The sequence below is a fragment of the Nocardioides mesophilus genome (assembly GCF_014395785.1).
Lineage (GTDB): Bacteria > Actinomycetota > Actinomycetes > Propionibacteriales > Nocardioidaceae > Nocardioides_B > Nocardioides_B mesophilus.
Window position 1 is genome coordinate 623247 of sequence record NZ_CP060713.1, and the last position, 23023, is coordinate 646269.

Consider the following 23023-nt stretch of genomic DNA (forward strand, 5'->3'; position numbering starts at 1 on the left):
GTGAGGAGGAATCTGCCGGAGCCCGGCCCCGGCCCGGCGGTCCGGCTCGATGGCTTGTGGACGGCGCCGCGGTGCCCCCGGCTGGGGACACGACCGGGCCCGGTCAGCGCAGCGCGGCGGCCAGCCCGTCGCGGACGGTCCGGTAGGCGGTGATCTCGCCCTCGATCGGGGTGAGCACCAGATGCTCGGTCACGCCGCCGATCGCCGAGCGCAGCCGGCGGTCCACCGAGCGCGCCCGACGACGCGCCGACCAGCCCACCAGCACGCGGCACACCAGCCCGAGCAGGATGCCGAGCGCCACCCCGCCCACGAGCATCGAGGTCGGCACCGGGAAGCCGCCGTACGACGGCGTGGTCGGCTCCGGCAGCTGCAGGTAGCCCATCACCGCCAGCACCCCCAGCCAGGCGGCGCCTCCCAGCGCGAGCAGCACGATCGCCCACTGCAGCACCTGCACCAGACGCCACCACACCGGGGTCCGGGACACTCCGAGGTCGACGCTGCTGACCGCGCCGTCGAGCGCATCGCCCAGGTCGTCGAGCCGGGACACCGAGGCGCGGCGGACGGCGGCCGCCCACGGCGGGGTCAGCGCGGCGGAGGCGGCATCGGCCGCGGAGCGGACCGCGATGTCGACCCGGGCCCGCTGCACCGGGCTGGCCTCCGGCACCGAGGTCCGGGCCCGCCCGGTCAGCTCCTTGCCACGGGCCCCGAGGTCGAGGTGCAGCCGCTTGAGCGGATCCGGCTTGAGCCGACCCAGCCAGGCGGTCACCGGCCAGCCGGTGGCGGCCGCGGCCCGCCGCCGGGTCGACTGCTCCACCGCGTGCACCACCGTCGGCACCCCGGCCGCGTCGGCGAAGGCGGAGACCAGCTCGTCCTTGCGGTCCCGGGCCACGTCCCCCGGCTTGGCGTCGCCGTTGACCTCGAGCATCCGGGTGGCTGCGGCGCTCACGTCGGCCATCAGCCGGGCGCGCGTGGCCTTCTTGGCGGCGACCCGCTGCGAGATCGCCCGGCGCAACTCGGGGATGCCGTCGCCGTGCCGCGCCGAGGTCGCGATCACCGGCACGCCGCCGAGCCCGTCGGCCTCCAGCAGCCGCTCCAGGTCGGCCACCATCGAGGCGCGCTGGTGGGTGGGCACCTCGTCGATGTGGTTCAGCGCGACCAGCATGATCTCGCGGTGCGAGGCCAGCGGCCTGAGGTAGCGGTCGTGGATGGCGGCGTCGGCGTACTTCTGCGGGTCCAGCACCCACACCAGCATGTCGGCCAGCTTGACCAGCCGGTCGACCTCGACGTGGTGGGAGACCTCGGTGGAGTCGTGGTCGGGCAGGTCCAGCAGCACCAGCCCCTCGAGGTCGCGCTCCTCCCGGGGACCGTCGAGCATGCTGTTGCGGGAGACCTGGTGCCGCTTGGGCACCCCGACCCAGTCCATCAGCTCGCCGGCGCCCTCGGCGCCCCAGGCGCAGGCCATCGTCCAGGAGGTGGTCGGACGGCGGACCCCGATGGCGGCGAGGTCGAGCCCGGTGAGCGCGTTGAACGTCGAGGACTTGCCGGAGCCGGTGGCCCCGGCGAGCGCCACCACGGTGTGGTTGCCGGACAGGCTGAGCCGCTCCCCCGCCCGGACCGCGATCCTGGCGGCCTCGTCGACGAGCGCGTCGTCGAGCCGTCCGCGGGCGGCCTCGGCGGCCAGGCGCAGCCCTTCGATGCGGGCGGGTACGTCGTCGCCACGCCCGACCAGGCGCTTGGCGCCCTCCACCAACGAGGTCATGCCTGCTCCTCGGCGGCCTGGAAGCGCAGGTCGTCGACCCGGCGCGCCATGTCGCGGAGCCGCTCGGCGGCCTCCTCGGGCACGCCGAGGCTCTCGACGACCGCGACGAAGCGGGCCCGCTCGGCCTCGACGAGCTCCACCACGCGGGTGTGCAGGTCCTTGCGGGCCCGGTCGGCGAGCCGGCGCACGGCCTGGTCGCCGAAGACCGCCTCGAGCAGCTTCTGGCCTAGCACCGCACTGCCGCCGGCGATCCCGGCCTCGGCGCCGGTCACCCCGGCGGTGTGCGCGAACACCACCACCATCAGCGCGACCGAGAGGCCGTTGACGCCGAAGGCCAGGAACCGCGCGGTGCTGCGCTTCTCGGCGCCCTCGGTCCGGACCAGGTCGAAGACGTCGCGCTGCCAGTCGCGCACCGCGCGCTCGGCGCGGGCACGGAAGTCGCGGGAGGCCCGGCCCAGGTCGGTGTCGCTGTCGGCGAGCAGCCGGCGCCCGGCCTCGGTGGAGCGCCAGGACGCCTCGGCCCGCTCCGCCGCGGTCTCGGCCTGCTCGAGGATCAGCGTCTCCAGCCCGGACTCGACGGCCACGGTGACCCGCTCCGCCTGCTGCGGCTTGCCGCGGACCCAGCCGGTGACCCGGTCGCGCAGCCAGCCGACCCGGCTCTCCAGCGAGCGGAGCAGCTCGCCGGTGCCGACGAACTCCTGCCAGCGGGCGAGCACCTCGCCGCGCAGCAGGGTGCCGTCGGCGGAGGCGGAGTCGATCCGCTCCACGGCCTCGTCGTAGGCACGGTCGGCGTCGGCCCGCAGCTCGGTGAGGACCCGGACCTGCTCGTCGCCGGCGTCGGCGACGACGTACGCCCCGCGGGCCAGCCCCCGGACGGCGCCGTCGAGGGTCTGCTTGACCACCGCGGCCCGCGCCTCGGCGTCGGAGGCGAGCAGCTCGAGCCAGCCCCGGATGTCCGCGACCGCCGCGGGGGCGAGCATGCCCTGCTCGTCGACCGGACCCTCGGTGACTGTGAACAGCGGCGAGTCCCGCAGCCCGCGGGCGGTGAGCATCCGGGCCAGGTGCCCGCTGACCTCCTCCACCGCCTCCGGCGCGGTCCGGTCGAGCACCACGGCCACGGCGGTGCTGCGCTCCGCGGCCGCCTTGAGGAAGTCCCACGGCACCTGGTCGGCGTACCGCGCCGCCGAGGTGACGAAGAGCCACAGGTCGGCGGCGGCGAGCAGCTCCGCGGCGAGCGTCCGGTTCCGCTTCTCGACCGAGTCGATGTCCGGGGCGTCCAGGATCGCCAGCCCGGGAGGCACCGAGTCCGCCGGGACCAGCTGGAGGGCACCGGGGTCGCCGGTGGCGCCGGTGGTGCGGGCCAGGTTGGGCAGGATCCGGTCCTGGTCGAACCACCCGGCGTCGGCGGGGTTGTGCACCAGCACCGGGGAGCGGGTCGTCGGTCGGAGCACCCCGGGCTCGGTCACCTTGGCCCCGACGACCGAGTTCACCAGCGTCGACTTGCCGGCGCCGGTGGAGCCGCCGACCACCGCGAGCAGCGGGGCGTCGATCTGGAGCAGCCGGGGAAGCACGTAGTCGTCGAGCTGGTCCACCATCCCGGCGCGCAGGGTGCGGTGCGCCGACACCTCGGGCACCTCGAGAGGGAGCCTCATCTCCTGCAGCGCCTCGCGCAGCCGCACCAGGGTCGTGACCATCTCGGTCGAGTCCGTCATCTGACAGGGCCTCCTCGCGGGCCCGAGCCCGACGGTGGCGGGAACGCCGCGGGCCCACCGGCCACCGGCGGGAACAGGACATGGGGACGCAGTGCGGCCATCCGCTGCACCATCACGGTGCCGCGTTCGGCGAAGTCGACCGGGGCGGTGCCCCGGAGGTACCGGTCGTGCAGGAACCCGAGCTCGATCGCCTCCTGCTGGTAGTCGCGCATCACCCGCTCGGCGGTCGGTCCGCCGGCGCGCAGGGCGTACGCGCGGCTGGCCCGCCGGGCCGGCAGCCGCACCAGCCAGGGCACCTCGGCCTGACCGAGGTAGCCGCGGGCCGCGGCGTCCTGCAGCGCCCGGGTGAGCATCGTCGCCTCGCGGCTGCGGGCCCAGGTCGCGAAGACGGCGAGCATCAGGAACGCGGGCACCATCGCGAAGAGGTAGGTGAGCACGAAGTACTGGCCACCGGCGAAGAACGCCGAGCCGTTCCAGAGCGCGTGGGCCGCCACCGCGAGCACGTAGCCGAGCAGCGGCGCAAGGACCCGGGCGGCACCGCGGTGGGTGACGGCGTAGCCGACGCCGACCCCGATGAACGTGGTGAACAGCGGGTGCGCGAACGGGCTGAACACGCCGCGGACCACGAAGACGCCGATCGCCGAACCCAGGCCGCCGGGCCCGACCCCGTCGCCGCCCATGTAGGCCGAACCGAGGTAGAGGATGTTCTCGGTGAAGGCGAAGCCGACACCGACCAGGCCGGCGTAGACGATGCCGTCGAGGATCCCGTCGATCTCGTGGCGGCGCCACCACAGCAGCAGCAGGATGAACAGGCCCTTGGCGGCCTCCTCGGTGATCGGCGCGACGATCGCGGCCGACCAGTTCTCGGCCGTGCCGAGCACGAACCTGTCGAGGGTCTGCAGGAGCAACGCGCCGGCGGTGGCGACGACCGCGCCCCACCCGAAGGCGCTCAGCAGCAGCCGCACCGGCTCCGGCTCGTAGCGGTCCAGCCACAGGAAGGCGCCGATCACCGGGCCGACTGGCAGCGCGGCCAGCACGACGCCGATGACCAGGCCGGCGGGTGCGCTGCTGGCCACCAGGACCAGGGCCATCACCACCGCACCGAGCAGCATCAGCACCGAGAGCACCAGCGTGAACAGCACGTTGCCGTTGCGGCGCCGGCCGGTCAGCGGCGGCGGGGCCGGGGATGCGGCGTGCGCGTGCCCGAGTCCTCCAGCGCCGCTCATGGGGCGAAGCCTATCCGGGCGGGAGGGGTGGTCCGTCGTCGCCGCTGCGCCGCCGATCGACGTACAGTGACCGGGTGAGTGAGAGCGCCCCGACCCCGTCCGAGAACGGCCTTCCGCCCGAGGGCACCGAGCCCGCGCCCCGGACCGAAGGCCATGACCAGCCGGTCCCCGAGGCGTACGCCGCCTTCATGCGCGAGGGGTGGGGCGACCGCGAGCTCGACCTGCCGCGGCACCCGGTCGCCGAGCTCGCCGCCCAACGCCGGGCCCGGCTGGCCGAGACCTTCCGCGGCGAGCGGCTGGTGGTCCCCTCCGGGACCTTCAAGGTGCGCTCCAACGACACCGACTACCGGTTCCGCTCCGACACCGCGCACACCTACCTGACCGGCAACCAGACCAGCGACGCGGTGCTCGTCGTCGAGGGCGGCGAGTCCGTCCTCTACGCACGCCCGCGCTCCTCGCGGCAGACCGACGAGTTCTTCCGCGACCGGCAGTACGGCGAGCTGTGGGCCGGCCGCCGGCCCTCGCTGCACGAGATGTCGAGCTCGCTGGGCCTGGAGGTGCGCCACCTCGACGAGCTCGACGAGCGGCTGACGTCCTCGGCCAAGACCCGGGTCCTGCGCGGCCTGGACGCCGGGGTCGACGAGGCGGTCGCCGCCGACGAGGGCCGCGACCAGGACCTCGCCCGGGTGCTTTCGGAGATGCGGCTGGTCAAGGACGCCTGGGAGCTCGAGCAGCTCCGGGAGGCCTGCGAGATCACCACCCTCGGCTTCACCGACAGCGTCCGCGAGTGGGACAACGTGCTGAAGTACGGCGAGCGCTGGGTGGAGGGCACGTTCTTCCGCCGGGCCCGGGCCATGGGCAACGACATCGGCTACGACTCGATCGTCGGCGGCGGCAGGCACGCCACCACGCTGCACTGGATCGAGAACTCCGGCCCGATCACCCCGGGTGAGCTCGTGCTGCTCGACATGGGCGTGGAGGGTCGCAACCTCTACACCGCCGACGTCACCCGCACACTGCCCGTGGACGGCACCTTCACCCCGCTGCAGCGCGACCTCTACACGCTGGTGCTCTCCGCGCAGACCGCCGGCATCGAGGCGGTCCGCCCGGGCGCCGGCTTCATGGCCCCGCACCAGGCGGCGATGGAGGTGCTCGCGCACGGGCTCGAGGACCTGGGGCTGCTGCCGTGCTCGGCGCAGGAGGCGCTCTCGCCGGACAGCAAGGTCTACGCCCGCTGGACGCTGCACTCCACCAGCCACATGCTCGGCATGGACGTCCACGACTGCGCGAAGTCCTCGCGCGAGGCCTACAACGACGCCGAGCTCGCCGCCGGCATGGTGCTGACGGTCGAGCCGGGGCTCTACTTCCAGGAGGACGACCTGCTCGTCCCCGAGGAGCTGCGCGGGATCGGGATCCGCATCGAGGACGACATCGTGGTCACCGATGACGGCTGGACCAACCTGTCCGCCGGGCTGCCTCGCGAGGTCTCCGCGATCGAGGAGTGGATGGGCGCGCTGCGCGCCTGAGCCGCCAGGCAACCGATCCGGCGCGCCGAGTCGTCTTCTCTCCGGACGACTGAGGGAAGGTGCGTGCGTGGACGACTCGTTCGAGGGCTTCGTGGCTGCCCGGGGGCCGCGACTCCTCGCGACCGCGGTGCTGATCACCCAGGACCGCGGCCTCGCCGAGGACCTGGTGCAGACGGCGCTGCTGAAGGCCTGACGGCACTGGTCCCGCATCGACCGGAACCCGGAGGCCTACGTCCGCACGACCATGGTGCACACCTACACCACCTGGTGGCGGCGCAAGTGGCGCGGCGAGGTCCCGACCGGGGAACCGGCCGAGTCGGGGCGGCCGACCGTCTCCGACCCGGCCACCGACGCCGTGCACGACCGGGCGGACCTGCGTGCCGCGCTGGTCCGGCTGCCCCGCCGCCAGCGGGCGGTCGTGGTGCTCCGGTTCTACGAGGACCTGTCGGTGGCCGAGGTCGCCGCGGTCCTCGGCTGCTCCGAAGGCACCGTCAAGAGCCAGACCAGCAGGGCGCTGGCCCGGCTCGGCGCCGACGAGACCCTCAGCCCGTCCTCCCCCACCACCCGGACGCAGGAGGCATCCCGATGAGGATCGAGGAGATCACCCGCGAGCTGCAGGCGCAGGCCGACGAGGCGATGACCGGCCCCGGCCCGGACATGACGCAGCTGCGCGCGCTTCGGACGCAGCGGCGCCGACGGCGGGTGAGCGCCGGCGCGGCCCTCGCGACGCTGCTCGTGGTCGGTGGCGGGGCCTGGCTGACCAGCGCCCCGGACCCCGCCGGGGGCCGGCCCCCGGCACCGGCGGACACCCCGAGCAGCGCCCCGCCGGCCAGCCACCGGGCGACGAGCAGCGCCGGCACCGACTGGCGTGCGGTGGATTGCGCACCGAAGCAGCTCGGGGGCTGCACGCTGCCCACCAGCCTGAGCTTCCACGGCACGACGTACGTCGACCGGGTCGGCGGCGCCGTGCCGGTCCTCCACCGGACGCAGGTGAACCGGGAGCTCTCGCTCTCCCTCGCCGGGACACGCCCGCGGCTCCTGCTGGTCGGTGCGACGGGTGCCGGACCGGGATCGCGCCTGGAGGTGAGCATCGGCTCCGCCCCGGTCCTGCGGGTGCCGGGCGGCCGGCTCACGGCGGTGCCGGTCCCGCCCCGGCAGCGCGACGCAGAGGTGGTGGTCCGCGAGACCGGCCGGCCGGCCGACGGAGAGGTGCTCCGGATCGAGGGCTACGCGGCCGGCGGCTGAACCCGACTAGCGCCGCCAGGGCGGTGCCGGTCTGGACAGGGGTTTCTCCGGGTCGGGCCGCGGGAATTCTTCAACCAGGTCCGTGGCAGCGTTGTCCCCCGTGCGCTGCCACGGACCAACCAATGCCCTTGGTCGCGCTTCCGGGTGCGCCGGACTGGGTATGCCCCAGCGGTGAGCAACGACCCGAACGACCACTTCGTGCACGTTCGGGGTGCCAGCGAGCACAACCTGCGTCACGTCGACGTCGACCTCCCCCGGAACGCGATGGTGGCGTTCACCGGCGTCTCCGGCTCCGGCAAGTCCTCGCTCGCCTTCGGCACGCTGTACGCCGAGGCGCAGCGTCGCTACTTCGAGTCCGTCGCGCCGTACGCCCGCCGGCTGCTGCAGCAGGTGGGCGCACCGCACGTGCAGGAGATCACCGGACTCCCCCCGGCCGTGGCGCTGCAGCAGCGCCGAGGGGCACCCAGCTCGCGCTCGACCGTCGGCACCCTGACCACGCTGTCCAACCTGCTGCGGATGCTGTACTCGCGCGCCGGGACCTACCCGCCGGGAGCCCCTCGGCTGGCCGCGGAGGCGTTCTCCCCCAACACCGCCGCCGGTGCGTGCCCGCGCTGCCACGGACTGGGTGCCGTGCACGACGTCGCCGAGGAGCTGCTCGTCCCGGACCCCTCCTTGAGCATCCGTGAGGGCGCGATCGCGGCGTGGCCAGGTGCGTGGCAGGGCGTGAACCTGCGCAGCATCGTGACTGGGCTGGGCATCGACGTCGACACGCCGTGGCGCCGGCTCAAGAAGAAGGACCGGGACTGGCTGCTCTACACCGACGAGCAGCCGTCGGTGCTGATCAAGCCCGAGCGCGACCGCATCGACTACGGCTACTACGGGAAGTTCTGGAGCGCCCGCAAGCACGTCCTGCACGTCTTGGCGGACTCCAAGAGCGAGCGGATGCGGGAGCGGGCGATGCGGTTCGTCCGCGGCGTGCCGTGCCCGGACTGCCAGGGCAGCGGGCTCCGGCCGGCGTCGCTCGAGGTGAGCTTCGCGGGCCGCTCGATCGCCGAGGTCAACGCCTTGTCGCTGACGGGGCTGGTCGCGCTGCTGCGGCCGGTCGCCGAGCTGTCCGAGGCCACCGCCGCCACGTCGGACGCCGTGTCCGGCGAGGCGACGGAGGTCGCGGTCCGGCTCTGCACCGACCTGGTCGCCCGGGTCGAGGTGCTGCTCGACCTCGGTCTGGGCTACCTGAGTCTCGGACGCAGCTCGACGACCCTGTCGCCGGGCGAGGCGCAGCGGCTGCGCATCGCCACCCAGCTCCGTTCGGGGCTGTTCGGTGTCGTCTACGTGCTCGACGAGCCCTCGGCCGGCCTGCACCCGGCCGACGCGGAGCCGCTGCTCGCCGTGCTGGACCGGCTGAAGGCGTCCGGCAACTCGTTGTTCGTCGTCGAGCACGACCTCGACGTCGTACGACGGGCCGACTGGGTCGTCGACATCGGCCCCGGTGCCGGCGAGGCCGGAGGGCGCGTGCTCTACAGCGGCCCGGTCGCCGGCCTCGAGCAGGTCGAGGAGTCGGCCACCGGCCGGTACCTCTTCGGACGCGCGGAACCGTTCGAGCACCGCACCCGCGTTCCCGAGCGGTGGCTGCACCTGCGCGGTGTCACCCGCCACAACCTCGTCGACGTCTCCGTGGACATACCGCTCGGGGTGCTGACCGCCGTGACGGGCGTGTACGGCTCCGGGAAGTCGACCCTCGTCACGCAGGTGCTCGCCGAGGTCGTGCGCCGGCACCTGGGGGCGCCTGCCGAGGACGCCGACGAGGACGGCGCAGAGCTCGACGTGGACGTGCAGGACGCCGCAGGTCTCGAGTCGTTCGACCGACTGGTCCGGGTCGACCAGCGGCCGATCGGACGCACCCCCCGCTCCAACCTGGCCACCTACACCGGCATGTTCGACACGGTGCGCAAGCTGTTCGCCGCGACCGACGAGGCGAGGGCGCGCGGCTACGCCGCCGGGCGGTTCTCCTTCAACGTCGCCGAGGGCCGCTGCGAGACCTGCCAGGGCGAAGGGTTCGTCGCGGTCGAGCTGCTGTTCCTGCCCGGGACCTACGCACCGTGCCCGACCTGTCATGGCGCGCGGTACAACAACGAGACGCTCGAGGTGCGCTACGGCGGCAAGGACATCGCGGAGGTGCTGGCGATGTCGGTGGACGACGCGGCCAAGTTCCTGGCCGACGTCCCGGCCGCCTCCCGCAGCCTCGAGACGCTCCGGGACGTGGGGCTCGGCTACCTCCGACTGGGCCAGCCGGCCACCGAGCTCAGTGGCGGGGAGGCGCAGCGGATCAAGCTGGCCACCGAGCTGCAGCGGGCCCGACGCGGCCACGCGCTCTACCTGCTCGACGAGCCCACCGCCGGGCTGCACCCTGCGGACATCGCGCTGCTCGTTCAGCAGCTGCACCGGCTCGTCGACGCGGGCAACACCGTGGTCCTGGTCGAGCACGACCTGGACACCATCGCCACCGCCGACTGGGTGATCGACCTCGGACCCGGTGGCGGCGACGCGGGCGGCCGGGTGATCGCCGAGGGCGCGCCGCAGGAGGTGGCACGGGCCGAGAGCAGCGCCACGGCGCCGTACCTCGCCCGGCGGCTCGCCCGCCGCTGAACCGGTCGAGCGGTGGCCCGTGCGGCCGGCGCCGGAAGGTCGAGGATCGCGCGAAACCTCTGCACCACGCCGTACGAAGTGCGTAGCCTCGAGCTGTGGCGAACAAGAAGTGGTCGGATCTCAGCAGGTCGCAGAAGCGGGTCGTCCTCGTGGTGGGAGCCCTCGAGAGCGTGATGACGGCGCTGGCGTTGAAGGACCTGGCCGGGCGACCGGCCGATCAGGTCCGCGGACCGAAGCCGGTCTGGGGTGCCGCGCTCTTCGTCCAGCCGGTGGGGCCGGTCGCGTACTTCGCCTTCGGCCGACGGTAGCGGCGACCGGGCTTCGCCCACCCCGACGCCTCCGGCCGGTCCGGCGATGAGCAGACCGGCCACCTGAGCCGCTGGACTGAACAGCCGCGGTCACCGGCCGGACCTTTTGTCTCTGGTCCGGCTACGCCGCCCGGCGCTGAATGGGAGGTGTTGAACGGAGCGGCTTCCAGCCAGATGGTGCTGACCGACGACGCCCGCGCGGCCGTCGGCATGTTCGTCGCCGGTCGGTTCGGGACATGACGACGGCGACGAGCCTGAATGCGCACCGGCTCCGTGCGTGGCTGCTGCGCGCACCCGAGGAGCCGCGCAACCAGTACCAGGCCGCTCATGCGGTGTCGCCGCCGGACGAGCGGCGACACCCGTGGTGGCAGGTGATGTGCCTGACCGGGGTCGACTACTTCTCCACGCTGGGCTACCAGCCGGGAATCGCCGCGCTCGCCGCCGGCCTGCTGTCACCGGTGGCGACCGTGGTCCTGGTCCTGGTGACGTTGTTCGGTGCGCTGCCGGTCTACCGACGGGTGGCGGTCGAGAGTCCTCACGGCCAGGGATCCATCGCGATGCTCGAGCGCCTGCTGTCCTTCTGGAAGGGCAAGCTGTTCGTGCTGGCGCTGCTCGGGTTCGCGTTGACGGACTTCCTGATCACCATGACGCTGTCGGCTGCCGACGCGACGGCGCACATCGTCGAGAACCCGCACGTGGCGGGGGCCTTGGATGGTCATCAGGTCGCCATCACTCTGGGCATGCTCGGACTGCTGGCCGGGGTCTTCCTCCGCGGATTCGGTGAGGCGATCGGGGTCGCGGTCGCGCTGGTCGTGGCCTACCTGGCTCTGAACCTGATCGTGGTGTCCGTCGCCCTGTGGCAGGTCTCGACGAACCCGGCGCTGGTCACCGACTGGACGAGGGCCCTGAGCACGTCGCACGGCAGCCTCGCAGGAACCATTGCGGTTGCCGTGCTGGTGTTCCCGAAGCTCGCGCTGGGCCTGTCCGGCTTCGAGACCGGTGTCGCGGTGATGCCGCACATCCGCGGAGACGCGGCCGACTCCGAGGAGCGTCCCGACGGCCGGATCCGGGGCACGCGCCGGCTGCTCACCTCCGCAGCCGCCATCATGAGCTTCTTCCTGATCAGCAGCAGCTTCGTGACCACGCTGCTGATCCCGCAGCGTCAGTTCGAGGCGAACGGCGAGGCGAACGGTCGAGCCCTCGCCTACCTCGCCCACGAGTATCTGGGCAACGGCTTCGGGACTGTCTACGACTTCTCCACCGTCAGCATCCTCTGGTTCGCCGGCGCCTCGGCCCTGGCCGGCATGCTCAACCTGATCCCGCGCTACCTGCCTCGCTACGGCATGGCCCCGGAGTGGAGCGCGGCCGTCCGGCCGCTGGTCCTCCTCCTCACTGCGGTGGCGTTCCTCGTGACCTGGTTCTTCAAGGCCGACGTCAACGCCCAGGGTGGCGCCTACGCCACGGGGGTTCTCGTGCTGATCACCTCCGCCGCCGTGGCGGTCACCCTGTCGACCTGGCGCGCCGGGAGGACTCGACGGGCGTTGCTCTTCGCCGTCGTGTCGGCGGTATTCGTCTACACCACCTTCGACAACGTCGTCGAGCGGCCGGACGGCGTCCGGATCGCGGCACTGTTCATCACCGCGATCCTGTCGATCTCGTTCTACTCCCGCGTCTCCCGCTCGACTGAGCTGCGCGTCACCGACGTGGCCTTCGACGCGGCCGCCGACACGTTCCTGCGCGACTGCGCCAGGCGGAGCATCCGGCTGGTGGCGAAGGAACCGGACACGGCGGAGCGCACCGAGTACCGGCAGAAGATCGCGCTGCTGGAGAGCGACCACGAGCTCGGCGACGCGCGGGACATCCTGTTCGCCGAGGTGACTCTCGTCGACCCCTCCGACTTCGCCAGTCGCCTCGAGGTGCGGGGCGAGGTCCTGCACGGTCAGTTCCGGGTGCTCAGGATGACATCCGCGTCCGTTCCGAACGCGCTGGCTGCGCTCGCGCTCGCGGCCCGGGACAGGACGGGAGTCATCCCCCACCTCTACCTCGAGTGGACCGAGGGGGACCCCATCGCGAACTACCTGCGCTTCCTGCTGTTCGGTGAAGGCGAGGTGTCGCGGATGACCCGAGAGGTGGTGCGCCGGTCCGAGCCGGACCGACTGCGCCGTCCGCACGTCCACGTCAGCTGAGGGCCGGAAGACCGTTGACATGGCCTCGCCCGACGTTCGTTCATAGCGGTATGCCGGAGCAGCCTCCCATCCGCTGGAACCGATCGGTGCTGATCCCCGCCGCCGTCCTGCTACCCCTGCTGATCTGCGCGATGCTCTCGCTCTGGCGGCACAGCCTGACCACAGCAACCGACGTGCTGCTCCTCGTGGCGGTCGTCGTCGCCGCCTCGGCGACCGGTGACCGGGCGATCGGCATCGTCGCGGCGTTGTCGAGCGCCGCCGGATTCGACTTCTTCCTCACCGAGCCGCAGTTCCGGTTCGAGATCACCGATGCGGACGACATCGAGGCGACGGTCCTGCTGCTCGTCATCGGCACGCTGGTCACCGAGGTGGCCCTCTGGGGGCACCGTCAGCAGGCGCGCGCCAGCCGCCGTGCCGGCTACCTCGACGGTGTCCTGGGGACCGCCGAGCTCGTGCTTGGCCCGCACGACTCGGTGGAGCAGCTGGCCGCCGGCGTGGCCGCCCAGATCAGGGACGTGCTCGGCGTCTCACGATGCCGGTTCGTCCGTGGATCCGGCTACGACCGGAGGATGGCCCTCCTCGACCACGACGGCGTCGTGACCCGGAACGGCCGCCGACTCGACGTCGAGCGGGACGGCCTGCCCACCGACGAGGAGACCGCTCTCCTGCTTCGTCGGGCGGACGAGTTCGTCGGCTGCTTCGTCCTCACGTCTGCCGCCGACATCGCGCGTCCGACGCTCGAGCAGCGGCGGGTCGCCGTGCTGCTCGCGGACCAAGTGGCCACGCTGCTCGACCGTCAGAGCGGCTGAACGAGCTCCTACCGACGACGTCGTGTCAGCTCGGCGCGCGCGCCCCGCTCCAGCTGCCAGAGGCCCGCTACGGCAAGCACCACCGCGACGAAGGGGGCTGCGGCGTCGTCGCCGGCAACCGAGCCGAGCGCGTAGGCGACGAGGAGCAACGCCAGGCCGGTCAGGATCGCGTTCCATCCCGGGCTCAGCACGCCTCGTGACAGCAGAGTAGAGGCCACGTCGCGCCGAATCGCCATGGGCACACGTTAGCGTTGGCCCGCGAAGCGGACATCGAACGATTCGGATGAATAGTTCATTGCGCTGACAGCGGGCCACCCGGGTACGAGACTGAACCGGCCGTTTCGCCTCTGCGCCGGCGCCACTCGCCTGCATCTGGGCCCTCTCGAAAAGGCTGTGTCTGTGCCTCGTGCCAGCTCTACGACCCGTTCCGTCCGATCTCACCTCACGTTCGCGAACCTGGGCGTCACTGCCGGGCTGGTGGTCCTGATCGGATCTGGCACCGCAAGCGCAGCGGTGCAACACGCTGTCAACAGCTTCGACATCGTCGACAACAGCGTCCGCAGCATCGACGTCAAGGACGGCACCTTGAAGTCCGCCGACATCAAGGACGGCCATGTGAAGTCTGCCGACATCCAGGACGGCAGCCTCACCGCCGCCGACTTGGCCGACGGCGTGATCACCGGTGGCGCCCAGGGCGAGACCGGCCCTGCAGGCGCCCCCGGTCCGGCCGGCGAGACCGGCCCCGACGGCGCCGTGGGTCCCGTGGGCCCTGCCGGTGTGCCGGGTGCGCAAGGTGATGTGGGGCCCGCCGGGCCTATCGGTCCGTCGGGCCCGCAAGGCGATCCGGGCCCGGCCGGGATCAGCGATAAGCAGGTGGTGTGGAGCGGTTGGCAGCGGATCGGTCCGCCTTCGGCGGGGTTGTCGTGGATGGCGGCGGTGGATTGCCCGGCCGACATGTCCCCGCTGTCCGGCGGCTTCCAGACCAAGAACATGTTCGACGGTCCGGATGGGTACTACTCGCCTCCCATCGTCCGTACAGCCCTTGTCACCGGCACCGGCTACTTCATGCACTTCGCTGCACTCCCGAACTACTACCAAGGTTTCGAAGCGAACCTGCAGGTTGTCTGCGCCAAGGTCAGCTGAGACTGCCGACAACCACGCAGGCCTACGGAGCCCCCCTGCGCCGTACCCGGACGACGGTGTTCGAGGTGTGATGCCCAGCCAGGTTGTCCAACCTGGTGATGGGTGAGCGCTTGCCGATGGCCGAGTGGGGCCGGTGGTGGTTGTACTCGTGGATCCATGCTGGCAGAGCCGCGAGCCTGGCTGACTCGGAGCTGTAGAACTTCTTGAACGCCCAACCCTCGGCCAGGGTCCGGTGGAACTGTTCGATCTTCCCGTTGATCTGCGGACGGTAGGGCCGAGTCTTCTCGGGGGTGACCCCCAAGTCGGTGCAGGTATCGCGCCACAGGTGGGACTTGTAGCAGCTGCCGTTGTCGCTGAGGACGCGTTGGACGGTGACGCCGCGTTCGGCGAACCAGGCCACGGCGTTGCGCAGTACGTCGGTCGCGGTCTCCTTGGTCTCGTCGCCACGGCTTCGACGTAGGCGACCCGGGAGTGGTCGTCGATGACGGTATGCAAGTAGCAAGTCCCGGTCAGCGGGTGCCTCCACTGGTTGCGTGGCAGGTCAGGCGTGGCGACCTTGTTGCGGTGGCCCTGCTGCCGGCCGACGTAGCGCCACCCTCCGCCGTCGGGGATCCTGCCGATCTTCTTGACGTCGACGTGGATCAGGTCGCCGGGCTGTTCGTGCTCGTAGCGGCGGATCGGCTCACCGGTGGCCCGGTCAATGTGGGAGAGCCGGTTGATCCTGCAGCGGACCAGGACCGCGTGCACGGTCGAGGACGCCATGTTGAGCCGGTCGCCGATCTCGACCGGCCCCAGACGCTGCTTCCAGCGCAGGTGCACGATCTTGCGGACCACCGGGGTGGGCGTTCGGTTGGGTTGGTGGTGCGGACGCGATGAGCGGTCGATCATCCCGGCCGGGCCCTCCTCGCGGTACCGGGCCGCCCACTTCGCCGCGGTCTTCCACGACACGTCGTAGCGCTCGGCAGCCCGGGCCGGCGACCAGCCGTGATCCACGACCAGACGCGCCAGCCGGAGTCGGGCGCGAGGGGTCAGCGCAGCGTTGGAATGGGTAGCGTGGGACACGAAGGCCTCCTTGGTGTCGGAGCGGTTTCTAGACAGCTCCCCTCCACACCGGGAGGCCTTCACCCATCCACGACCTCAGACCGTGTCTCGCAGGATCTCGACCAACGTGCCTGGTCATCACATCTAGGAGCGCTCGTCGTATGCGCCGGTCCCTCAGCCGCTCGAGCCGGAGCAGAGGTTGTGGTGCCCGGGACGTGGGCGGCGGCTACCTCCTGAGGGCGTCCGGCGTGGGGTCGCCTGAGTCCGAGCAGCGGCAGAACAGATGACCAGCGAGGTCGAGGTGATGGGTCGCCTGGAGACAAGAGCTGCGCGGCGTGCGGCTGCTCGGCCCGCGGGGAACCAGCAAACTGCTCCGCCGGCCCGGGCCCCTGACCGACCCCACCGGCGCTCCCTCCACCGACACCTCACAACCGCACTCCCCCGCGCCTAACCACGCGCGTGGAGGTCAAGTCCCAGGTAGTGGTGTAGCGCTGCGTTCCTTCTGTCGGGTCAGGCGGTGAGTGCGGGCAGTTGATCAGCTCCGATCTCGGTGTCGTTGTCGGGGACGATGGTGACGCGGCAGCGGGCGAGGACTTCGAGTCCGAGGTAGCGGCGTCCTTCGGCCCATTCGTCGGTCTGCTCGGCCAGGACGGCGCCGACGAGCCGGACGATGGCTTCGCGGGTGGGGAAGATGCCGACGGCGTCGGTGCGGCGGCGGATCTCGCGGTTGAGTCGTTCGGCGGGGTTGTTGGACCAGATCTGGGTCCAGACGTCTTTGGGGAACTCGGTGAAGGCCAGGATGTCGGCGCGGGCGGTGTCGAGGTGGTTGTGGACCTCGGGCAGTTTGCCGTCGACGTAGTCGAGCAGCCGGTCGAACTGGGCGTGCACCGCGGGTCGGTCGGGCTGGTCGTAGACGCTGTGCAGCATCGCCTTGACCGCTGGCCACATGCTCTTCGGTGTCACGCTCATGAGGTTCGCTGAGTAGTGGGGCCGGCAGCGTTGCCAGGCGGCGCCGGGCAGGTTCGCCGCGACGGCGTCGACGAGCCCGGCGTGGGCGTCGCTGGTGACCAGGCGGACCCCGGCCAGGCCGCGGGCGACCAGGTCGGCGAAGAACTCGTTCCATGCTGCACCGGTCTCGCTGGTCGCGACCCGCATGCCGAGGACCTCGCGGTGCCCGTCGCCGTTGACCCCGGTCGCCAAGAGCACCACGGCGTTGATCACGCGTCCGCCTTCGCGGACCTTCATCGTCAGCGCGTCGGCAGCGACGAACGTGAACGGTCCGGCGGTGTCGAGGGGCCGGTGGCGGAACTGCTCGACGTGCTCGTCGAGCTCGGCGGCCATCCGCGAGACCTGCGACTTCGACAGCGAGTCGATGCCGAGGGTCTTGACCAGCTTGTCCATCCGCCGGGTGGACACGCCGGCGAGGTAGCAGTCCGCGACCACGGTGATCAGCGCGGCCTCGGCACGCTTGCGGCGCTCGAGCAGCCACTCGGGAAAGTAGGTGCCCCTGCGCAGCTTCGGCACCGCGACCTCGATCGTGCCGACCCGGGTGTCCAGGTCCCGATGCCTATAGCCGTTGCGCTGCGCGACCCGACCCGGAGAGGGACGCCCGTACTCGGCCCCGACCACGGCATCGGCGTCCGCGGACAGCAGGGCGTTGATGATCGTCTGCAACAACCCGCGCATCAGATCCGGACTCGCCTCGGCAAGGGCTTCGCCGAGCAGGCGCGCAGGGTCGACAATGTGTGGTGCGGTCATCGTGATGACTCCATTCGAGAGTGCTGTGAGAGGTTCACTCGAAGGATCACGCGGTGGCCGCGTCTTCGTCTGCCGTACACGCCGGTGACGATCCTGGCGACCGCGCTACACCACTATCGGGGACTCAACTCGCGTGGATCTGCGGCGCGCCAGCCGAAGGTGCTCCGAGCTGCCATGGCCACCTCACCCCTGGACACGCAGTTGTCACCAACCTCGCGTGGCGGCAGTCCACGGGACCGGTTCGCCTCGTGGAACGGCACCGCACCACTCGACGCCTCGTCCGGGGACCAGAACGCCATCGGCTCTCGCGCGCCGGGAACCGTCGGATCAACCGGACGCAGCACATCATGGCCGTGGTCCAGCTGCGCAACGCCACCGAGGGCCGCGCCTCCTTCGACGCGAAGAGAGCCGCCGGAAAGACCTCTATGGAGTCGATGCGCGCGTTGAAGCGGCGGCTATCGAACGTCGTCTACGCACGCATGGTCGAGGACCAGAAACGACGCGAAGCGGCGGGCCCGGGAGGGCACTCGGGGACGACTCTGCAATCCAGCGTGACCGATCTGACCCCGGACATCGGCTCTTCGGACAAGCCACTTCCCGGACCCGCCACCAGCCAGCCTAAACCGGCCCTCCCGGCGGTGTCTTGACGCAAAGGGGTGCCATGACAGTGCGTTCAGTGCCGGCCTGGTCGGCTGCTACTTTCGCGCTCACGAGCCGGCGGACCCGACGTGGCCGTCGCGCCGCCAGCTCAGCGCCGCCATGCACGCCACGAGAGCCAGGAAGCCGAGCGCCGCGACCAGCTCGAGCGGCGTCCTGCCGAGCACGAGGGACACCGCCTGGATCGCGCACGCCAGCGCGACCAGCGCTGAGAACACCCGTAACCACGTGATCTCCACCGCCAGAAGCACCACAGCGCCGAGCACCGCGATTGTCAGGAACAGGAGGACGTCGACGAGGTCCGACGCCGTCGCCAGCGCCGACACGGTGTCTGCGCCGCCGGAGTCGGCCGCCACGCACAACGCCAGGGGCGGTACGGCGGCGAGCGCCGCGGCACCTGCTACCGAAGACCCACTCACGAAGACCCAGGGGCGTCGCCCCACCCAGGGCTGACGCTGCAACCCCCGGGCGAAGGCGATGAGGACGGCCGCTGCGGCGAGGCCCATCAGCTGAGCGATCACGATTACGGTGCGGTGGTCGGTGTAGAAGTCTCGGACGAACGACACGCGGTCGTCACCGCCGGGAACGGTGACCATGCCCGCGCTCACCAGGAGCAACACGCAGAAAGCCGCCCCCCACCATGCCGTGGCACGTCCCGAAACGACCTGCGGGTCCAGCGATTGCGTGCGTGTGCTGTCGGTCATGCTCTGCTTCCCCGTCGAGTAGTGGCCGGAGTCTACCGAGCCGCCCTGGGCGAAGATCAGTGAAGAAGGTCCCGTACAGGAGCCGTTCGAGCGGATCACGGCGCGATCGGTGCGTGAGTGTGGGTTTGCTCGGTCAGGTGGTGCAGCGCGATGACCTCGCGCCTCGCGTTGCCCTTCTTGCCGCTGCCGGTCAGGCGGAGGGGTGGCCACGGGAGGCGATGCGTCGGAGGCTGACGTAGGAACCATCGGTCTCGCGGATCACCTCGATGCCCAGGGTGAGGCATTTGCGGCGCACGACGAGCCGCCGCCCGCCACCAAGCTCAGGTCGGGCGTGGGGAGGGCGCTGACCGGCAGCCCACACAACGTCGCGCTGGCGGTCCTCGACCTGGCACGCGATTCCGTGAGGTGAACCATGCTGTCGCCAACGACTCGCGCTCGGACGAGCCGGTACCCGAGTTCCTGGTCGGTCGTCATGACTCACTGTGACCCTGTAGGTGACCAATCCCCGGCTCTGATGTTCAGGAGGGCCCTGCTCGTCATCTCGCACGGTGCCTACCCCTCGGAGGGATGCACGCTAGCGATCCGACAGCGGCAGATCCGGACGATGATGCCGGCAATGGCCGGCAGTGGTCTGAACCGTTCGAGGCGCGACGGGCGAGCAGTGAGGACCGGGCCAGCGAGCCAGTGATACGTCACGGCACGATGACGATGCGGCCCTTCGTGTCGCCCTTCTCGAAGGCTGCGACGGCCGCGGCGCCGTCGGCCAGCGGGAAGGTTCGCCCGAGGACAGGGGCCACCTTCTCGGCGGCGACTAGCTCGTTCATCCGCAGCAGCTCGCCGCTGTTCTCCTTGACCACGAACGCGCCAAGCTGCTGCGGCACGAAGTGCGTCAGGACCCCGGCCCACAGCTGACGTTGGGTGCCGCCGATCCAACGGTCGCCCTCACCGCCGAGGATGACGAGCGTGCCGGACCGGGTAAGTGCGCGGCGCAGCCGGGCCACCGAGGTCCGACCACCAATGTCGAGGACGAGGTCGAAACGGCGGGAGCCGTCGGCGAGGTCCTGCGTCCGGTAGTCGATGACGTCGTCGGCGCCGAGCGAGCGCACCAGGCCGGCGTGCTCGCCGCTGCACACGCCCGTCACGGTGGCCCCGTACGCGACCGCGAGCTGGACCGCGATCGTGCCGACGGCGCCGGACGCGCCGACGACGAGGACCCGCTGTCCTGGCTGGACCCGGCCGTGGTCGCGCAGCGCCTGCATGGCGACGAACGTCGGGTAGGGCAGCACGGCGGCTTGCTCGAACGACAGCTGCGGGGGCTTCGGGGCGATCTTGCCGGTCGCTGCCACCGCGTACTCGGCGAAGGTCCCGCGAGTGGCGCCGTACACCTCGTCACCCGGCTGGTACTCACGGACGCCGGGCCCGACGGCCTGGACCACGCCGGCGAAGTTGGTTCCCGGTACCGCGACGCTCGGGGCTCGGAACCCGAAGCCGAGAATCCGCATGAGGTAGGGCTCGCCGGCCATGAAGTGCCACGCGCCGCGGTCCATCCCGGCCGCGACGATGCGGACCAAAACCTGGCCCTCGCCCGCGCGGGGGCGTTCGATGTCGCGGAACTTCAGCACGTCCGCGGTGCCGTACCGGTCCTGGGTGAGGGCTTTCATGGTGACCTCCTGGACAGTTTGATGACCTGCCGGGTCCTGTGGCCCCGGCACGATCGAGCTGGTCGTCCGCGTCCGGTCTCAACGGCTGGCCTTCAGCGGCTGGTGGTTGCGGACCGCGGTGACGACGTCGAGGACGGCCTGGCTGCTCTGGGCGGCGTACTGCTCCTCCTGGAGCAGACCTTGGTGGGTGGAACCGGCCACGACGCGCCAGACGCTGTTGGTCGACAAGGTGGCGCTCTGCTTCTGGTCGGCCATCCAGGACCCGGGGTGCTCGCCGGCGGTGAGGACGTACAGCGGCTTGGCGACGAAGTCGTGCAGTGACGCGGCCTCGGCGGCCGTGGCCGCGCCGCGCATGTACTCGTCGGCGACGCTGCGCACGGTGTTCGCCCGCACTGTGTCGTAGGAGAGCTGGTCCTCGTTGTCGGCCGGGAGTCCGCTGACGCCGACGAGGGCGCCGTACAGACGGGCGATGCCGACCGGGACGGTAAGGGACGCCAGGGTCGCGGCGCGGCCGATCGTGTCGGAGGAGGTGCTTCCCGGCGCGGGGACGACGGACTTGGCCGGCTGAGAGGACGCGGTGGAGTCGAGCAGGACCAGGCCGGCCACCTCGTCCGGGTAGTGCGCGGCGAAAATCCGCACGTACAGGCCGCCGAACGAGTGCCCGGCGAGCACGTACGGCCCGGGCACGCCGGCCCGGTGCAGCAGCGTGTGGAGATCGGTGGCGATCTGGGCACCGTCCTGGGCGGTGGCGGCCGGTTCGCTGCCGCCACGGCCGGCGCGGTCGTAGACGCACGTCCGGGTCTGGCCGGCGACGGCCGGAGCTATCCAGCCCATGTCGGCCGAGGTGCCGCCAGCGCCCGGTTCCAGGATGACGGTCGGGGCCCCGGACCCGGTGCACTCCAGCCGCAACTGGTGGCCGTCGACGGTCACCAGGCGCCCGGAGGTCAGGAACGGGTTGGTCTCGCCCGCTGCGATGACTGTCTGCCAGCCGCCGCCGACGGCGCACAGGGCGAGGATGGTGAACACGGCGTACAGCTGAACCCGTCCGCCGCGGCTGGGCAAGTCGCGGTGCACCTGAATCACCATCCACACCACGATGGCGGCGAGCGCCGGTGGCCAGATCCAGCTCAGCGCCTCACGGGTCGAGCCGAACACCCAGAGCAGGAGCCCGCCGGCACCCATGAACATCGCGGGGACCGCGGCCCAGCGTTGCGGCTGGTCGGTGAAGTTCTCGGAAAGCAGCAGCAGGGACACCCAGCCGATCGCGAACCCACACAGGACCGCGCCGGTGATAGCGGTCTCGGTGACCGGCGTGAACGGCGCGAAGACCAGGAGCAGGGCCGCGAGGACCCCGGTCGCGAGGGAGGCGGCCACGATCCAGCCGAGACGCCCTCGACGGGTGTGGCGGCCGTCGGATACGGCGGCCGGAGGGGTCGGTGTCGCGTTGGCCGGCAAGGACGACTGGCGCGAGAAGAGAGCCATGGCGTGCTTCTTTGCACTTGGGGTGGCGGCGAGCGCCGCCTCCAACTCCGACCCCCGCCTCGGGCATGTCCACAGACCAAGTCCCGCTGATGACCTCCAGTAGGGACTATCGGACCATCGTCGGCAGGGTTCGGTGACGCCACCTCACCCCTGGGGGGTGAGAACCCGGCGGAGTCGCCCAGTCTCAACCGCGCTGTCATCGGCAGATCCGGAAGCTGGGGACTGCTTCAGCCCGGCCCACACCAGCAGTGAGCCGTGGTCGCGACGATCGGATGACACCCGCCAGGGCCGCCGCCGCGGAGCCTAGGCGGGCGGCCCGGCAACACTTCGCGTGCCTGTTGAACTAGGGGCCCGGCCCACTGGCCCGTGGCCGCAGGGCACGGATCCGGCATACTGAGCCCGGGTCGGAACGCACGGAGCTAAAGAATCACACGGATGTTTTCCCGATGTTTAGTCCGATGTAAGTTCCTACCCCCCGCCCCCGTAGCTCAGTTGGATAGAGCGACAGACTTCTAATCTGTGGGCCGTAGGTTCGAGTCCTACCGGGGGCGCTTCGCGCGGGGCGCTCGCTCCGCTGCGGTACGTCGTCCCGACCGTTCGACCGGGGCGACGTCACCACCCTCCGACAGTCCGAGGGCCGCCCTCATCTGTCCGGCCAGCCAGGCGGCGTAGTCGCGCTCGGACCAGCCACAGTCCACCACCAGCGTCAGATGGTGGCCGGGGTCGTTCAGCAGCCACAGCGCATCGACTGCTCGCCTCCGCGGTCCGACACCCGAGGCCGGGTCACCGTGGTCGAATTCACCAACCCCGCCGGGTTCGCGCCGCCGCTGCACCGGCACCTGGAGGAGGACGAGATGTTCTACGTCCTCGAAGGGCAAGCCACCTTCGTCTGCGACGGCCAGCTGTTCCACGCCGAGCCCGGCGACTTCGTGCTGCTGCCGGCGGGCCTGCCGCACTCGTTCCGGGTGACCTCCGACGGGCCGCTGCGCACGCTGCAGATCACCACACCCTGCGGCTTCGAGGACTTCGCCACCGCGGTCGGCACGCCGGCGGCCGAGCGCCGGCTCCCCGAGCCGGGCCCGGTCGACCCGGCCGCGCTGGGGCACGCGGCGGCGCTGCACGCAATCGAGCTGCTCGGCCGGCCGCCCACGCTGTGAGGC

The 23023-nt window shown here is 71.4% G+C and carries 19 protein-coding genes, 1 tRNA gene and 1 pseudogene; 12 read left to right on the forward strand and 9 right to left on the reverse strand.

Translation table 11 applies throughout. The features are described 5' to 3' along the window. Positions 1–103 precede the first annotated feature (103 nt). From H9L09_RS02920 to H9L09_RS02930, 3 genes are read right to left on the reverse strand one after another with little or no spacing between them, the layout of a single operon-like run. Complete coding sequence (locus H9L09_RS02920) at positions 104–1759, reverse strand: GTPase (RefSeq protein WP_187579266.1); 1656 nt, start codon at positions 1757–1759, stop codon at positions 104–106. Beyond that, the gene (locus H9L09_RS02925) at positions 1756–3471 is read right to left on the reverse strand and encodes a dynamin family protein (RefSeq protein ID WP_246456228.1); all 1716 of its coding nucleotides are present in this window, start codon (positions 3469–3471) and stop codon (positions 1756–1758) included. The genes H9L09_RS02920 and H9L09_RS02925 overlap by 4 nt, the downstream gene beginning before the upstream one ends. Continuing rightward, positions 3468–4697: a PrsW family intramembrane metalloprotease gene (locus H9L09_RS02930; protein WP_187579267.1), complete on the reverse strand. Its 1230-nt coding sequence runs from the start codon at positions 4695–4697 to the stop codon at positions 3468–3470. The genes H9L09_RS02925 and H9L09_RS02930 overlap by 4 nt, the downstream gene beginning before the upstream one ends. 74 nt (positions 4698–4771) lie before the next feature. On the opposite strand from H9L09_RS02930, the gene H9L09_RS02935 reads away from it, so the two are divergent. From H9L09_RS02935 to H9L09_RS02965, 8 genes are all read left to right on the forward strand, one after another. Next, positions 4772–6223 (forward strand): aminopeptidase P family protein, encoded by a 1452-nt coding sequence (locus H9L09_RS02935; protein WP_246456229.1) that lies wholly within the window; start codon positions 4772–4774, stop codon positions 6221–6223. A 67-nt stretch (positions 6224–6290) separates the two neighbouring features. Beyond that, positions 6291–6416, forward strand: a complete 126-nt coding sequence (locus H9L09_RS22595; protein ID WP_343065181.1) for a SigE family RNA polymerase sigma factor — start codon at positions 6291–6293, stop codon at positions 6414–6416. Positions 6417–6467: 51 nt separating this feature from the next. Then, positions 6468–6812: a sigma-70 family RNA polymerase sigma factor gene (locus tag H9L09_RS22600; RefSeq protein ID WP_343065182.1), complete on the forward strand. Its 345-nt coding sequence runs from the start codon at positions 6468–6470 to the stop codon at positions 6810–6812. Then, positions 6809–7468: a hypothetical protein gene (locus H9L09_RS02945; protein WP_187579269.1), complete on the forward strand. Its 660-nt coding sequence runs from the start codon at positions 6809–6811 to the stop codon at positions 7466–7468. The genes H9L09_RS22600 and H9L09_RS02945 overlap by 4 nt, the downstream gene beginning before the upstream one ends. 171 nt (positions 7469–7639) lie before the next feature. Beyond that, a complete protein-coding gene (gene uvrA, locus H9L09_RS02950; RefSeq protein ID WP_187579270.1) occupies positions 7640–10114 on the forward strand; it encodes an excinuclease ABC subunit UvrA in 2475 nt (824 codons plus the stop codon). Positions 10115–10209: 95 nt separating this feature from the next. Continuing rightward, on the forward strand, positions 10210–10422 hold the full coding sequence (locus H9L09_RS02955; protein ID WP_187579271.1) for a PLDc N-terminal domain-containing protein: 213 nt from the start codon (positions 10210–10212) through the stop codon (positions 10420–10422). A 236-nt stretch (positions 10423–10658) separates the two neighbouring features. Beyond that, a complete protein-coding gene (locus H9L09_RS02960) occupies positions 10659–12608 on the forward strand; it encodes an APC family permease (protein ID WP_187579272.1) in 1950 nt (649 codons plus the stop codon). A gap of 50 nt (positions 12609–12658) precedes the next feature. Next, on the forward strand, positions 12659–13417 hold the full coding sequence (locus tag H9L09_RS02965) for a DUF4118 domain-containing protein (RefSeq protein WP_187579273.1): 759 nt from the start codon (positions 12659–12661) through the stop codon (positions 13415–13417). Positions 13418–13425: 8 nt separating this feature from the next. Here the strand turns inward: H9L09_RS02965 and H9L09_RS02970 are convergent, their stop codons facing one another. Next, positions 13426–13653 carry a hypothetical protein gene (locus H9L09_RS02970; RefSeq protein ID WP_187579274.1) on the reverse strand — a complete coding sequence of 76 codons (228 nt, stop codon included), beginning with the start codon at positions 13651–13653 and terminating at the stop codon, positions 13426–13428. Positions 13654–13894: 241 nt separating this feature from the next. Here H9L09_RS02970 and H9L09_RS02975 point away from each other — a divergent pair, with 241 nt between their 5' ends. Further along, entirely contained in the window at positions 13895–14560 is a 666-nt protein-coding gene (locus tag H9L09_RS02975) for a collagen-like protein (RefSeq protein ID WP_223164192.1), read from the forward strand. 22 nt (positions 14561–14582) lie between these two features. On the opposite strand, the pseudogene H9L09_RS02980 reads toward H9L09_RS02975, so the two are convergent. Together H9L09_RS02980 and H9L09_RS02985 are read right to left on the reverse strand one after the other, a co-directional pair. After that, positions 14583–15622, reverse strand: a pseudogene (locus H9L09_RS02980) (IS481 family transposase). 489 nt (positions 15623–16111) lie between these two features. Further along, complete coding sequence (locus H9L09_RS02985; RefSeq protein ID WP_187579276.1) at positions 16112–17359, reverse strand: IS256 family transposase; 1248 nt, start codon at positions 17357–17359, stop codon at positions 16112–16114. 347 nt (positions 17360–17706) lie between these two features. On the opposite strand from H9L09_RS02985, the gene H9L09_RS02990 reads away from it, so the two are divergent. Then, positions 17707–18006, forward strand: coding sequence for a hypothetical protein (locus H9L09_RS02990; RefSeq protein WP_223164193.1), 300 nt, complete (start codon positions 17707–17709; stop codon positions 18004–18006). Positions 18007–18066: 60 nt separating this feature from the next. On the opposite strand, the gene H9L09_RS02995 is transcribed toward H9L09_RS02990, so the two are convergent. From H9L09_RS02995 to H9L09_RS22375, 3 genes are all read right to left on the reverse strand, one after another. After that, positions 18067–18819 carry a hypothetical protein gene (locus H9L09_RS02995; RefSeq protein ID WP_187579277.1) on the reverse strand — a complete coding sequence of 251 codons (753 nt, stop codon included), beginning with the start codon at positions 18817–18819 and terminating at the stop codon, positions 18067–18069. A gap of 593 nt (positions 18820–19412) precedes the next feature. Next, the gene (locus tag H9L09_RS03000) at positions 19413–20381 is read right to left on the reverse strand and encodes an NAD(P)-dependent alcohol dehydrogenase (RefSeq protein ID WP_187579278.1); all 969 of its coding nucleotides are present in this window, start codon (positions 20379–20381) and stop codon (positions 19413–19415) included. 78 nt (positions 20382–20459) lie between these two features. After that, positions 20460–21863 (reverse strand): alpha/beta fold hydrolase, encoded by a 1404-nt coding sequence (locus H9L09_RS22375; RefSeq protein ID WP_187579279.1) that lies wholly within the window; start codon positions 21861–21863, stop codon positions 20460–20462. 477 nt (positions 21864–22340) lie between these two features. Here H9L09_RS22375 and H9L09_RS03010 point away from each other — a divergent pair. Both H9L09_RS03010 and H9L09_RS03015 read left to right on the forward strand, forming a co-directional pair. Continuing rightward, positions 22341–22414: transfer RNA gene (locus tag H9L09_RS03010), tRNA-Arg, on the forward strand. Between the two features lie 237 nt (positions 22415–22651). Beyond that, positions 22652–23020, forward strand: coding sequence for a cupin domain-containing protein (locus H9L09_RS03015; protein WP_223164194.1), 369 nt, complete (start codon positions 22652–22654; stop codon positions 23018–23020). Positions 23021–23023 lie beyond the last annotated feature (3 nt).